General features: G+C 47.2%; 10 protein-coding genes. 8 read left to right on the top strand and 2 right to left on the bottom strand.

What is annotated here, in order from left to right:
• Positions 1–3: 3 nt before the first annotated feature.
• From ACXMYH_RS10995 to ACXMYH_RS10965, 7 genes are all read left to right on the top strand, one after another.
• Positions 4–2,034 carry an isopeptide-forming domain-containing fimbrial protein gene (locus ACXMYH_RS10995; protein ID WP_486554896.1) on the top strand — a complete coding sequence of 677 codons (2,031 nt, stop codon included), beginning with the start codon at positions 4–6 and terminating at the stop codon, positions 2,032–2,034.
• 46 nt (positions 2,035–2,080) lie between these two features.
• Positions 2,081–4,489 (top strand): hypothetical protein, encoded by a 2,409-nt coding sequence (locus tag ACXMYH_RS10990; protein ID WP_486554895.1) that lies wholly within the window; start codon positions 2,081–2,083, stop codon positions 4,487–4,489.
• A gap of 39 nt (positions 4,490–4,528) precedes the next feature.
• A complete protein-coding gene (locus ACXMYH_RS10985; RefSeq protein WP_486554894.1) occupies positions 4,529–5,353 on the top strand; it encodes an LPXTG cell wall anchor domain-containing protein in 825 nt (274 codons plus the stop codon).
• 31 nt (positions 5,354–5,384) lie between these two features.
• The gene (locus ACXMYH_RS10980) at positions 5,385–7,652 is read left to right on the top strand and encodes a hypothetical protein (RefSeq protein WP_486554893.1); all 2,268 of its coding nucleotides are present in this window, start codon (positions 5,385–5,387) and stop codon (positions 7,650–7,652) included.
• A gap of 147 nt (positions 7,653–7,799) precedes the next feature.
• The gene (locus ACXMYH_RS10975; protein WP_486554892.1) at positions 7,800–8,075 is read left to right on the top strand and encodes a type II toxin-antitoxin system RelB/DinJ family antitoxin; all 276 of its coding nucleotides are present in this window, start codon (positions 7,800–7,802) and stop codon (positions 8,073–8,075) included.
• 218 nt (positions 8,076–8,293) lie between these two features.
• A complete protein-coding gene (gene tnpA, locus ACXMYH_RS10970) occupies positions 8,294–8,734 on the top strand; it encodes an IS200/IS605 family transposase (protein WP_486554891.1) in 441 nt (146 codons plus the stop codon).
• Positions 8,697–9,815 (top strand): RNA-guided endonuclease TnpB family protein, encoded by a 1,119-nt coding sequence (locus ACXMYH_RS10965; RefSeq protein WP_486554890.1) that lies wholly within the window; start codon positions 8,697–8,699, stop codon positions 9,813–9,815. Before tnpA ends, ACXMYH_RS10965 begins: the two co-directional genes overlap by 38 nt.
• A gap of 123 nt (positions 9,816–9,938) precedes the next feature.
• On the opposite strand, the gene lysS is transcribed toward ACXMYH_RS10965, so the two are convergent.
• Both lysS and greA read right to left on the bottom strand, forming a co-directional pair.
• A complete protein-coding gene (lysS, locus tag ACXMYH_RS10960) occupies positions 9,939–11,876 on the bottom strand; it encodes a lysine--tRNA ligase (protein ID WP_021905726.1) in 1,938 nt (645 codons plus the stop codon).
• Positions 11,877–11,973: 97 nt separating this feature from the next.
• Complete coding sequence (greA, locus tag ACXMYH_RS10955; RefSeq protein ID WP_015554956.1) at positions 11,974–12,456, bottom strand: transcription elongation factor GreA; 483 nt, start codon at positions 12,454–12,456, stop codon at positions 11,974–11,976.
• A gap of 401 nt (positions 12,457–12,857) precedes the next feature.
• Here greA and ACXMYH_RS10950 point away from each other — a divergent pair, with 401 nt between their 5' ends.
• Positions 12,858–14,360 carry a class I SAM-dependent DNA methyltransferase gene (locus tag ACXMYH_RS10950; protein WP_486554889.1) on the top strand — a complete coding sequence of 501 codons (1,503 nt, stop codon included), beginning with the start codon at positions 12,858–12,860 and terminating at the stop codon, positions 14,358–14,360.
• The last annotated feature ends 73 nt before the right edge of the window (positions 14,361–14,433 follow it).

Raw genomic sequence — 14,433 nt, 5'->3', positions numbered from 1 at the left:
AAAATGAAAAAGAAAATGAACAAGGTTTTCGTGGTCTGTCTGGCAGCGACTGCGATGACGGCGGGAATGTCGGTTTCGGCATTTGCGCAGGTACATATTGGTGAGACTACCTATAAGACGTTTGATGAGGCAGTGGCTGCGGCAGCAGATGCAGCGGTGATCGTTCTTGATACGGATGAGACGACGAGTGGGCTTAATCTGAGCAAGAACTTGACGGTAGATGGTGGTACGGATAAGAAGAATCTTACATTTACGGACAAAGGAATTGCACTTTGGGGCAAAAAGCTGACTTTTAAGAACTGCGCTGTGGAACTGAAAAGAATCGGATCGACACCATATACAGCAGAGTGGGGCTGGATGACGATCTGCGCATCGAAGGATGCAGAACTGCATCTGGAGAATGCAGAGATGGTAATGGATGGCGAAGGTGTCGCTGCAAACACTCATGCGATCTATTTCTGCTCGAATAATAAGCTGAATCTGAAGAATTCCACGCTGGAGATCCGAAATTATCCGCAGGATGCCCTGGAGTGGGATGGCGGTGACGGAGGCTATAATGTGAATCTCGAAAATTCGACCTACATCTCGGATAATAACCGCTCAGGTTTTACGGGAAAATTTTATGCCACGATCGATAACAGTAAAGTTCAGGTGTTAAACAGCCATGGAAACGGATCAAACGGTACATACTATACGATAAAAAATGGATCGGAAGTTTTGTTTGATGAAAACGGTAACTGGGGAATTTCCGCATGGCGGATCGACATGAGCAATCAATCCTCCTTAACAGCAACAAACAACGGGTACAGCGGTATCTGGACCAGAGTGTTGAATGTGGATAAGACATGCAAGCTGGATGTGGAAGAAAACGGGGTGAAACCTTTATCCGCAGCTACAAGTGGCGGAATTGTATTTCAGGGAAATGGAACATATAAAAGCACGATCGAGAAGGGCGCAGATGTGACGATCATGAACAATGCCGGTTCCGGAATCTATACAAAACAGGCAGCCTGCGATCTGACGATCGGTTCCGCAACGATCATCAACAACGGAACGGGAATACAGAATGAGAATAAGATTGGTGCCGAATACGGCGGAGGCATCTACAATATCGGTACCATGCGTCTCGGCTCATCGGTTATTCTCTACAATAACCATGCCGGAAAAGGTGCCGACGATATCTACAACGGAGAAAACGCGACACTGAAATTCGGAGACACAAACAAAGAGTGGATCCTCGACGATTGTAATCACGCGATCGACGGCTGGTATGATGACACAGAAGGAAGTCGCTGGAATGCCGATGGCGGTGAAAGTGAGCACCATATTGTTCTTGTAAACAGCGGAAGTAAGACCGGTATGCTGCAGATCAAAGCTGCGCATGGACTTGATGCGGACGATAAGGAGAGCAGACCGGATATCGATAAAAAGGCAGACGGTGAGGATGAGATCAAGGGCGTAAAACCGGGCGATAATATAAGCTTTACACTGGAATCCCATCTTCCGGCAAGACTGGCCGGATTTGTAGTACGTTCCGATTCTAATGCAGAGAGATTGCTGATTCCGGAGAAGTTCTCCGAGCGCATGATCTTCCATGACGAGATGAGCAAAAATCTGGAATTTGATAAAGTAACCTTGAAAGTGACAGTCGGAAATAAAGGAAGTGTACTTCCAGAAGAGTATTACAAGGTAGAAACCGGAAAAGGCAATGAGACATTCCGGGTAAGCATCGCTCTGATCGCAGCATTCAATGACGGATATATTACATATGATGAGTTAAAGAATGCAGAGCCGATTATTGTTTCCTATGACGCAGCTGTCTCTGACAAAGCCATTGATGGAGACAAGGTGGAGAACCGTGCATGGGTCAACGACAGCGAGAAAGATATCGTTGACGGCCCGGTCATCGATCCGGATGTCCCGTCTACAGGTGGAATTGGAACAAAAGCCTTCACAGCAGCAGGAATCGCCCTGATGGGAGCGGCAGCAGGTGCTGTGATCGTGACAGGTAAGAGGAAGAAAAAAGAACAGTAATTCAGACTTTTCGGATTATTGTTAGTTATGAGAACGAGGTAGAGACATGAAAAAATCATGGAAAAGTTTCATGACCGTCACCGCAGCCGCCGCTGCGATGACGGCTGCCATGGCATTTTCTTCGTTGGCGGCTGTGGCGAAGGTAGGAACACAGGAGTTCAATAATCTTCAGGATGCGATCAATTCTGCGGGAGAGTCACCGGTAGTGATCGATCTTGAGGAAAATGTAAGTCTTACGGACGGACTTGTGATCGGTGCAGGAAAAAATGTGACGATCCAGTGCGGCACGTCGGATCAGAAGACGATCAAGATGGAAGGAAAGGGAATCCACACAGAAGGAACTTATGATGCTACAGCTAAAAGCTGGAATACCAGCCGGCTGACATTTAAAAACTGCGTATTGGATATAACCGCGAATGATAATCCGGGTGGAAGTGGCGGCACTGCGAATCTGATCTCGAATACAGATCTTACTTTGGATCATGTGACGTGGACACAGAATAGCGCGGATGGTGGCAGTGGAAGCGGAATGTATTTGTATCAGGAAAGTAATTTATACCTCGTAAATGGTACAGTCATGACGATATCCGGCTATAAAGGATCCCGGGCAAGTGGTATTTTCGCAGACAATTCAGAGTATGATGATATGCCAAACCGGAGTATTAAAATTTCAGATTATTCCAGTCTCAATATCACTGATTGTGACTGGCACGGAATGACGGTCAATCCGGTAGACGTGACGGTAGAAAAATATTCACATATCGATATTACGGGGTGTGGAAATCCGAACTACGGTGGTGGAATTGGCTGCTATTACGGAAAACTGAGCGTAACGGATCATTCTGATGTGACAACGAATCAGAATATTGGTAGCGCCTGGGGAATTTTTGTAAAAGAGCTGTTTGTAGACGGTACTTCAAAACTGATTTCCTGTAGAAATACCGGAAATGGGCTGGATGTCGGAGGAAAAGGAACCATTGAGGGAGGAGCTGAGATCAGTCTCGACGGAAATGGGAAAAGAGGTCTTCAGGTATATAGCGGCAGCGATTATTGGTACGGCGATGTTGAAGTCAAAGCAGGGGCAATTGTATCGGTCTGTGAAAATAGATCAAACGGGATTTTAAATACGTATAAGCTGTTTGTTGAGAATGGAGCAACGCTTAAGGTTGAAGAGAATCATGATCGCGGAATCCGTAACGTGAGAGAACTGACTTTAAATGCAGGCAGCGTTTGTAAAAATCAAACGGGTTCAACCGGAGCAGGAATTTTCAATGAGGGAACCTTGAAGATCGGCACCGGCGTCCGCATCTGCAATAACCACGCAGGAACCTATGGCGGCGGCATCTATAACGGGGAAAACGGGACCGCAGAGCTTTCGGACGGTGTGATCCTCTACAACAACCACGCAGACACCGGCGCTGACGATATTTACAACACCGCAGGACCGAAGCTGACTTTCTGTGCAGTCGGAACTGGTTGGAACCTCGACGACTGCAATCACCGCATCGACGGCTGGTATGACGATACAGAGGGCTCAAGATGGAACGCAGACGATAATCTTCCGGAAAATCGTCATATCGTTTCGGTAGCTTCCGGCGAATATGAGACGGGATTTCAGATCAAGGCGGCTCATGGCGCGGAGATCTACGAGACGACAAGTTATCCGATCGATAAAAAGGCAGACGGCGAGGACGAGATCGGAACCGTAAGTCAGGGAAAGAAGATCAGGTTTACACTGACCTCCAGTCTTCCTAAGCTGCTTGCACGCTATGTTGTGACGGCATCCAACGCCTCACCGGCAAACTCCGCAAGGGAGATTCGCAAAGTCCGCGTACACAGTGCGTCCGGCGCGGGAACAGTCCGCGTACACAGTGCGTCCGGTGCGGAGACAGTCCGCGTGTACAGTGCGTCCGGTGCAAGAAGAGCGAGAAGCGTAAGCGGAGACAACTACGACAATGAGATTTCTGCACAGTCCCTTTCTGCAGATGAAAAATATGCGATCCCGGATTCGGTTGTGGAGACCATGGTCTTCCACGATGAGATGAACCGGTATCTGAAGTTTATTGACAGTACGCTCCGTGTGACCGCGGGCAGGGATGGAAAAGAAGTTCCTTCCGGGTATTACACGGTAACAGCCAGTGGTTCCAACGCATTCCGGGTTGAGGTTGATCTTGTAAACCTCTTTAATACCGGAATCATCGATTATGAAGATCTGACGGATGAAAATCCGATTACAGTGACCTATGAAGCGGTCGTGACAGACGACGCGATCCAGGGGGACGAGCTGTTTAACGAAGCCTGGGTCAACGATGGGGAACATGACTCCGTGGAAGGTGATGTCCTCGATAAGAAGGTTCCGTCCACAGGCGGAATGGGACGGGGAATGTTCACGGGTCTGGGACTCCTGTTTATGGGCACAGCGGCAGCAGCATGGAAGAGAAAAAGAAGCATGTAGATCAGATACAGAAATCGATGTAGAAGGAAGGAATCCAAGATGACAGGAATTCGGAAAAAGAATAAGATCCTGGGCTTTATTTTTGCTGTGCTTGCGGTATGGATGGTGATATTTCAAATTCCGTCCTACGCGGCACAGCGGGGCAGTCTGAACGTAAAAACAGAACAGGCCGGAATGACGGTATATCTCTATCGGGTTGCAGAAAAACAGGCGGGTGTCTATGTGCTGAATGAGAAATTTCAGGCATCCGGTGCGGATGTTTCCGGGGGTGGTTCCAGAGAGGCTTCGATCACTCTTACAAATTTTGTGAAGGCGCAGGGGATCCAGCCTTACCGGACCGGAACGGGAAGCGGAAAGCATGTGGTTTTTCGGAATCTCCCGGATGGAGAGGCTCTCTACCTTGTGACGGGGGATCCGATGACCGTTGGCGGAAAGACCTACATTCCGGCACCGGTTCTCGTGGAAGCGGGCGGTGCCGCGGCTGAAGCAGATATCAAGTGTGATATTGAAGAACCGGAAAACCCGACAAACCCGACGGATCCGTCGAATCCGACCTCTCCGACCCGTTATTATGATGACAGCGATGATGACGACTGGGATCCGACTCCGAATAAGAAGCCGACTATCACAACAGCGGCTGACGAGACGGTGACGATCACAGATGCGGAGACACAGTCGGAAACCAGAGTGGAGGAGAGTACGGCAGAGAGTGAAACAGAGACATCTACGGAGACAACCGTGGAGAACGAAAAGAAGCTTCCCCAGACAGGACAGCTGTGGTGGCCGGTAGGGATCCTGATCTCCGCAGGCGCGGTCCTTCTGGCGGCAGGTCTTGTGATGAAAAAGAGAAGAAAAGAAAAATAAAAAAATTAAAGAGAAACATGAGGATACAGATATGAAAAAGAAAACGCTTCATCCAATCATGATTGCGTTACTGGCACTTTTTGTTCTGCTGCAGGCATTCTGCCTGACAGCATTCGGCGCTGAAAATCCGGAGGTGTGTATTCCGGCTGGAACAGAGACGGAGACTGTGAATCAGATCCTGACAGAAACGCTTCTCCCGGACAGTGAAGATACACTGGAATGGGAGTACGAGTGTGTTGGAAAGGAAGACGGTGGTCTGCTGAAAAATACCGCATGGGGATCAGTAGGCGGATTTGAAAGTACAACAAAAAAATACTTAGTGACTCACACCTATATCCATCCGGCGCTGGCAGACAATGCGGATGGTGAATATAAGGTACGCACAGGAGAGAAAGAATTCACAATCAGAAAAACAGCAAAACATACCGTGGATTGCGAACTGCTCCGGGATCAGGAAATTCCGCTGATATATGACGAGGACGGAACCCTTAATGCCGAAGAGACGAAAGAAGAGATCTTCACGAGAGTTTTTTCAGCTTCCAATGCGGAGTTTATTACCTGTGACGATGTGACGATCCAGTACTACGGTAAAGCTGAGTCAGGCGCTGTAGGAAATCTCGGAAAGAACTGGGTCGCACTGGACGGGGAGACGGTGAATCTCCTGACCTATCCGGCAATCCCGGCAGGAAAACAGAAGATCCGTATTTTATGGGACGGCGATGAGGAGTATTCTGGTTTTGAAAAAGAGACAGACGTGACTATGACGGAACGGGAGCAGATGAAGTTCAATCTGAAAGAAGCTCCTTACGAGGCAGGGCTTGTTTTTGATCATGATCAGAATATCGATTATACTGCAACTGCAAAAGCGATCTACGAGGCTGTAGTGGAGTCCACAGAACCGGAAGTGGATTTTGATGAGTTCGAGGTGAAGTACAATGCAGATCCTTCCGGACTCATTGAAAATTTCAGACCGCTCGATGATGAGTCACTTGTAACAAAGAAATTCGGCACGGGAAGCTGGAAGATCCGTATTTCCTGGGGCGGAAGCAGGGACTATGCGCCGGGCAGCGTGACGGTATCAGTAACAGTGACGGATAACCGGATCAACAGTAAAGTCGTATTAAAGAGCGAAACCTCCTTCACATACAATAAGGATGTGGAAGCAGTAAAACAGGCGGTTCTTGACAATGTGATCGACTGGGAAAATTCCGAGCTTCCGGAGCGGGATACACTGTCTGTTGACGATTTCACTTTTTCCTACAATGCGAGACTTTCTCTTCTGGACGGTTTGAGCAGCGAGCTCGGTGACAGTTTTGCTGACAAATTCCTGAACGGAGAAGGAATCAGGGACGATGTTCCGTTTGAAGGAAAAAGCTATGAGCTCGGAGGAAAGGTTCTAGGAAGCTTCCCGCAGATCGGCGCAGGCGAGCAGAAGATCAAAGTGACCTTCAAGGGAAATTCAGAGTATCGCGCAAGTGAAGAAGCTGAGGGCAGCGTGACCATCAACAAAGCAAATGTGAAGGTCAGCGTCAACAGCGCCAGCAGATATGTGAGCGAGGCTGTGAAGGGCAGAGAGCTTGTCTCCACAGATCCGGAGGATCAGTTCAACCTGTATATCATCTACGCCGGAATCACCAGCAATGTGACTACAGGCGTTTATCTGGAGCTTCCGGAACAGTATACCTCCAACAGCACTGTCATTAAGATCGTCGATAAGGCGCTGGAAAGCTTAAATCAGCCAACCCTGACAGAAATGCTGCAGAACGGCATTACAGTCGGTGAACTTAGACAGCTTCTAAATACCAGTGAAGTGATCGATGTGCTTGAGAAGATCGGTGTGGATACCGGTGCTTTGGGACAGGTCATCAAGGTGATCAACAAGCTTCCGTCCATCGCTGATAATCTCCGGATCAGTATCGGTGCCCCGAATCATGCCGGAATTTACAGCGTGACAGCAGTCACCGACAATAAGAACTACAATACGGGTGTCGGCGCCGGCGCTCTTGTCTTAAAAGCTGACAAGGCAAAGCTTGTATGGAACCAGAGTATCGGCAAAAAGATTTCCGCAGCGGAAGCGGCGGGTGCTGATTTCGGAGCTCGCCTGGAAATCGGCGGCGCAGCAGTTGCAGATCAGTCGAGCGTCAGTGTGCTGTATTCAGGCTTTACCAGCAAATGGAAAGTTTATTCCAGCACAACAACCCCGCCGACTGAGCCGGGGCGTTACACGATGACCGTAGTCGTTCTCGGCGGCAATTACCTTGCCTCCCCGATCAACCGGTCGTTCCAGATCACCAAATAAATTAAGAAAAGAAATTGGAAACCAGCACTTCACTTTTGCAGGATCAGGAAAGGGAGGTGCTGGTTTTTTATTTACGCGAACAACGAGCCAAAGTCCGCGCTTGCGCGAGACCTTGGCGACTGTTGCGATAACAAGGAGGTATATGATATGGCAGCTAAAACAGCGAATGTGACAGCGCGAATCCAACCGAATATAAAAGAACAGGCAGAGGCAATCCTGGACAGACTGGGGATTCCGGTATCTGTATTTATCGATATGACATACAGACAGGTCATTATGCAGGGCGGAGTTCCGTTTTCATTGGAAATTCCCGACAAACTTGTCACCAGGGATGTTTTAACAAGAATCAGCAAGAATTCTCCCACCTCTATAGGTGGTGAGATGAATTGCTATCTCTTGCATAGTGCCATAGTTGGCATGTAAATATCAGATTATTGCACATAGCTGTGCTGTGTATTGTAAACTTCTCATATATTGATTTTTGCAGTCGTGCTATATCATCAATTCTGCATACAATGAATAAGCCTGAAGGGAAAATAGATTGCAGATTAAACAGAACAAATGTTCTGAAATGTAATAGACAAATGATCTCATTTGTGATATAATTAAATCAGTCGAAATAAAAAGAAAGGCTGATAAATATGAGAGAACTTGACAATAATGCACATTCAGTATTTTTACTCTATTATCATCTGATTCTGGTCGTAAAGTACCGGAAAAAGGTCCTGAATGATCCGATCTCGGATCGCGCACGAGAAATCTTTGAATACATTGCGCCCAAATATCATATCACCCTGGAAGAGCGGAATCACGATGAGGACCATGTTCATATCATGTTCCGTGCCCATCCGAAGTCGGAACTCAGTAAATTTATCAATGCCTATAAAAGTGCCAGCAGCCGTCTGATCAAAAAAGAGTATCCGGAGATCCGGCAGAAGCTCTGGAAGGAAATGTTCTGGAGTCAGAGCTTCTGCCTCCTGAGTGCCGGCGGAGCTCCGATCGAAGTGATCCGCCAGTACATCGAGACACAGGGGGAGAAAAAACATGAACGTAGTATACCGGTTTCGGATCTATCCCAATAAAATACAGCAGGAACTGTTTGCAAAAACATTTGGATGTGTCAGGTTTGTATATAACCGGATGCTGGCAGAAAAGAAGGAATGCTATGAAAAGACCGGAAAAAATCTGAAGGTTACTCCGGCAAAATATAAGGCAGAGTTTCCATGGCTAAAAGAAGTGGACAGTCTTGCTCTGTGCAATGCCCAGCTGCATCTGCAGACTGCTTATAAAAACTTTTTCCGGGATCCATCGTTTGGATTTCCAAAATTCAAGTCAAAAAAGAATCCTGTTAAAAGCTATACCACAAACAGTGTCAATGGAAATATCCTGTTAAAAGATGGGAAGCTGAAGCTCCCAAAGGCAGGCTGGATCCGGATCCGACAGCATCGTAAGATCCGGAAAGATGCCTGCTTGAAAGGTGCATCCGTCTGTCTGGAAGCTGATGGGCGGTATTATGTTTCTCTTCTGTATTTTTGTGAAGAAAAGCCAGTGGAAATAAGGAACATAAGGCAGGCCGTCGGACTCGATTTTTCTATGAAAGAACTATATGTAGATTCCAATGGAAAACATGCAGGTTATCCGCACTATTTCAGAAACAGCGAGGAAAAACTGGCGAAAGCGCAGAGAAAACTGAGTCATTGCCGGAAGGGGAGCAATCGTTACAAAAAACAACAGAAAAAAGTGGCGCGGATCCATACGCATATCGCTCACCAGAGAAAAGATTATTTGCATAAGGAATCAAGAAAGATAACCAATTTCTATGATATCGTATGCATCGAAGATCTGGATCTGAAGACGATGAGTGGGGAACATCATTTTGGAAAAAGTGTCCATGATAACGGCTGGAGAATGTTCACAGATTTTTTGCAGTATAAACTGGAACGGGAAGGGAAGAAGCTTGTCCGCATCGACCGCTGGTATCCCAGTTCCAGAACATGCAGTTGTTGTGGAAAAATAAAACATGATCTGAAACTGGAAGAGCGGGTATATCTTTGTAACTGCGGAAACCGGATAGACCGTGATGAAAATGCGGCGATTAATATCTGCCGGGAAGGCCTGAGAATATCCGGGATCATATTAGAAAAGAGCGAAAAAGCATCATAAAAAGATATCAGCCAAAAAGAACCGTGGGACACACGGGGATCGCTCGTGAATGCTTTGCCCAACGGGGCAATCGAACGAGAAGCCCCCACTTCAAGCGTGAGCTAAGTGGTGGGAGTATGTCACTTAGTACAGCTTCGCACCAGCCGGGATATGGTTATCAACCATGAGAAGGTTTAACTTCTCCTCGCCCTCTTCAGTATGGATTGCACTAAGCAGCATACCGCAGGAATCGATTCCCATCATGGCTCTCGGCGGAAGGTTTGTGATCGCGATCAGGGTCTTTCCGACAAGCTCTTCCGGCTCGTAGAAAGCATGGATACCGCTTAAGATCGTGCGGTCTGTGCCGGTTCCGTCATCGAGTGTGAACTGAAGGAGCTTTTTGCTCTTCTTGACTGCTTCGCAGGCTTTTACCTTAACAGCGCGGAAATCGCACTTGCTGAATGTCTCGAAATCAACATAATCAGCGAACATCGGCTCGATCACAACTTTGGAGAAGTCGATGACTTCCGGAGCTGCGTTCTCGGATGTCTTAACGACCGGTTTCTCAGACTTCTTTGTGTCTAAGGACTTCATTGTCGGGAAGAGCAGTACGTCACGGATCGCCGGGGAGTTTGTAAATAACATAACAAGACGGTCGATACCGTATCCGATACCACCGGTCGGCGGCATACCGATCTCAAGGGCATTTAAGAAGTCCTCATCTGTTGTGTTTGCCTCGTCATCACCGGCAGCAAGAGCAGCCTCCTGTGCTTTGAAACGCTCTCTCTGGTCGATCGGGTCGTTTAACTCGGAGTATGCGTTACACATCTCACGGGCATAGATATAGAGCTCGAAACGCTCAACCTGCTCCGGATGATCTGGTTTCTTCTTGGTAAGCGGGGAGATCTCGATCGGATGGTCTGTGATGAAGGTCGGCTGGATCAGGTGCTCCTCAACGAATTCCTCGAAGAAGAGGTTGATGATGTCGCCGCGGACATGACGATCCTCGTAGTGAACGCCCTTCTCATCTGCTAATTTCTTTGCTTCCTCAGTCGTAGTGATCTCGTTGAAATCAATACCGGTATATTTCTTGATCGCATCGATCATGGTAAGGCGCTCGAACGGCTTTCCAAGGTCGATCTCAACATCCGCATACGGGATCGTTGTGGATCCGCAGATCTGCTCTGCGATATGACGGAACATGTTCTCGGTGAGGTCCATCATTCCCTTGTAGTCTGTATATGCCTGGTATAACTCCATCAGAGTGAATTCCGGGTTGTGTCTTGTGTCAAGACCTTCGTTACGGAATACACGGCCGATCTCGTAAACACGCTCCATACCGCCGACGATGAGTCTCTTTAAGTAGAGCTCGAGGGAGATACGAAGTTTAACGTCCTCGTCAAGTGCATTGTAGTGAGTCTCGAACGGTCTTGCAGCAGCACCGCCGGCATTTGCAACGAGCATCGGAGTCTCAACCTCGAGGAATCCGAGGTTATCTAAATATCTGCGGATGCAGCTGATGATCTTGGAACGCATCACGAATGTCTTCTTTACGTCCTCGTTCATGATCAGGTCCACATATCTCTGACGGTAACGGGTATCTGTGTTTGTCAGACCATGGTATTTCTCCGGAAGGATCTGTAAGCTCTTGGAGAGCAGAGTTACGGAATGGGCATGAACAGAGATCTCGCCCATCTTTGTTGTGAATACAAAGCCTTTGATGCCGACGATATCGCCGATATCCATCTTCTTGAAGTCTTTGTAGGAATCGTCACCGAGCTCATCACGGGATACATAGCACTGGATGTTGCCCTTGAGGTCCTGGACGTTGCAGAAAGAAGCTTTACCCATCACACGCTTGGACATGATACGTCCGGCGATGGAAACTTCCTTTCCGTCATATTCTGCATAATTGTCTTTGATATCTGCGCTGTGAGTATCCTGATCATACTTTGTGATCTGGAACGGGTCCTTGCCCTCTGCCTGTAACTCAGCAAGCTTCTCGCGGCGCACCTTTAAGAGCTGGTGGATATCCTGCTCTTTTGCATTTGCATTCTTGTTCTGATTCTGCTGTTCAGCCACTTTTCTATTTCTCCTTCACTGTAGTCTTTGTGTATGATCGATACGATCGTGTACAGAATTTTCAGTCCGGGAGATCCCTGTCTGTACACGATAGTGATCAATCGACTCTTTTAATATCGAGTACCTTATACTGGATAACTCCGGACTGTGTTTCAACGTCAACAACATCGCCAACGCGTTTGCCGATCAGCGCGTGTCCGACCGGAGACTCATTGGAGATCTTATTTTCAAGGCTGTTTGCCTCTGTGGAACCAACGAGCTTGAATTCCATCTCCTCGTCGAAATCGACATCGTAAACCTTTACGATACAGCCGACGTTGATCTTGTCAAGGTTTACCTCGTCCTCAACAACGACCTCCGCGTTCTTTAACAGCTTCTCGAGCTCTTCGATTCTTAACTCAATATCTCTCTGCTCATCTTTCGCAGCATCGTACTCGGCATTCTCGGATAAGTCTCCCTGTTCTCTTGCCTCTTTGATCTTCTGGGCAATCTCACGACGGCGGTTTACTTTCAGATCCTGAAGCTCATCCTCGTATTTTTTCAGTCCTGCATAAGTTAAAATATGTTTCTTATCAGCCATGACGTCTTACCTTTCTTATTGTTTCGGGGCAGAATGACCCTTTATAATTTTTAGCTTTACATTCTCTGTATTATAGCGTGTAGAATTGGGATTGTCAAGAAGCCGAAAGCCTTAGTTTTGGTGGATTTTTGCGGAGTTTCGTGGGGATGTGACAGAAAGTGCGGGGGAAGTGTATTTATTATAGAAAGAACACGGAGGGGGAAACACATGAACGGGGTGGTCCGCAGCTGTGAAGATTTCAGAGTGGAAAGAGCATCTCAGCAAAGCCGGATTTGTTGATTTATAACGGCAGATGCTTTATACTAATGATAATAAACAGGAATATAAAAGAGCATTTCTGCAAGAATTGGGAATAAAAGTAAGCGCAGAGTTTTTATTTTAGTGGAAGATGAGGAAAAAAGATGGTAACAGGAGAACTGAAAAATAAAATAGACAGTTTATGGGAAATATTCTGGACAGGCGGTTTGACGAACCCGCTGGAGGTGATCGAGCAGATGACGTATCTGATGTTCATCCGGGATCTGGATGATGCGGATAATACTCATGCAAAGGAAGCAGCGATGCTCGGAATTCCTTATAAGAGTATTTTTGCGGGACAAGTGCAGATTGGTGAGCGGATGGTTGAGGGAAGTCAGTTGAAGTGGAGTGTGTTCCATGATTTCCCGGCGGAAAAGATGTATGCAAATATGCAGGAACTTGTATTTCCGTTCATGAAAAATCTTCATGGAAATAAAGAAAGCGCTTATTCAAAGTACATGGGAGATGCGATCTTTAAAGTCCCGACACCACTTATGCTGGATAAGATCGTGAATGCACTGGATGGTGTTTACGAACAGATGGAACAGCTAAAGAAAGCAGACACCAGGGGCGATGTCTATGAATATTTATTATCAAAACTTGCAACAGCAGGTGTAAACGGACAGTTCCGGACTCCGAGACACATTATCAGGATGATCGTCGACATGATGCAGCCAAAGCCGGATGATGTGATCTGTGACCCGGCCTGCGGTACATCCGGCTTTTTGGTGACAGCCAGCGAATATCTGCGGGAGAATTGCAAAAAAGAAGTCTTATTTGATAAGGCGAACAAAGACCATTATATGAATCATATGTTTCATGGCTATGATATGGACCGTACGATGCTTCGAATTGGTGCCATGAACATGATGACCCACGGTGTGGAAAATCCATCGATCGAGTATCGTGACAGCCTGAGTGATCAGAACCCGGACAAAGAGAAGTATAGCCTGATTCTTGCCAATCCGCCGTTTAAGGGCAGCCTCGATTACGACATCGTATCTGCGGATCTCTTAAAAGTCTGCAAAACAAAGAAAACAGAGCTTCTGTTCCTAGCCCTTTTCTTAAGAATGCTGAAAATCGGTGGCCGGTGCGCCTGTATCGTCCCGGATGGCGTATTATTCGGATCATCGACCGCACACAAGGCGATCCGGAAAGAACTGATTGAGAACAACCGCCTGGAAGCCGTCATCTCCATGCCGTCCGGTGTGTTTAAACCGTATGCGGGAGTTTCCACTGCAATCCTGATCTTTACAAAGACTGGTCATGGCGGCACTGATAAAGTCTGGTTTTACGACATGAAAGCAGATGGACTTAGTCTTGACGATAAGAGAAGTGAAATTTCTGAGAATGATATTCCGGACATCATTGAGCGATTCCATCATCTTGAAAAGGAGACAGACCGTGAACGCACCGAGCAGAGCTTTTTCGTCCCGAAGGAAGAAATTGTGGAGAACGATTATGACCTCTCTATCAATAAATATAAGAAGATCGAGTATGTTCCGGTAGAATATCCATCCACGCTGGAGATCATGACCGAGCTTCGGGAGCTGGAGATGAAGATCGGGGAAGAGATGGATGAGCTGGAAAGACTGTTGGGGTTGTAGGAAGATGATGGAAAGAGAATATGGAATTGGGAGATTTTCGGAGATGGAAAATGGACAATTCGGGTTTGTGGGG

Source organism: Pilosibacter sp. NGB245 (genome assembly GCF_057397225.1).
This window is presented reverse-complemented; position numbering and strand designations above follow the sequence as displayed.

Coding starts and splice junctions, on each gene's coding strand:
- ACXMYH_RS10995 (WP_486554896.1), top strand. CDS start 4: ATGAAAAAGAAAATGAACAAGGTTTTCGTGGTCTGTCTGGCAGCGACT.
- ACXMYH_RS10990 (WP_486554895.1), top strand. CDS start 2,081: ATGAAAAAATCATGGAAAAGTTTCATGACCGTCACCGCAGCCGCCGCT.
- ACXMYH_RS10985 (WP_486554894.1), top strand. CDS start 4,529: ATGACAGGAATTCGGAAAAAGAATAAGATCCTGGGCTTTATTTTTGCT.
- ACXMYH_RS10980 (WP_486554893.1), top strand. CDS start 5,385: ATGAAAAAGAAAACGCTTCATCCAATCATGATTGCGTTACTGGCACTT.
- ACXMYH_RS10975 (WP_486554892.1), top strand. CDS start 7,800: ATGGCAGCTAAAACAGCGAATGTGACAGCGCGAATCCAACCGAATATA.
- tnpA (WP_486554891.1), top strand. CDS start 8,294: ATGAGAGAACTTGACAATAATGCACATTCAGTATTTTTACTCTATTAT.
- ACXMYH_RS10965 (WP_486554890.1), top strand. CDS start 8,697: ATGAACGTAGTATACCGGTTTCGGATCTATCCCAATAAAATACAGCAG.
- greA (WP_015554956.1), bottom strand. CDS start 12,456: ATGGCTGATAAGAAACATATTTTAACTTATGCAGGACTGAAAAAATAC.
- ACXMYH_RS10950 (WP_486554889.1), top strand. CDS start 12,858: ATGGTAACAGGAGAACTGAAAAATAAAATAGACAGTTTATGGGAAATA.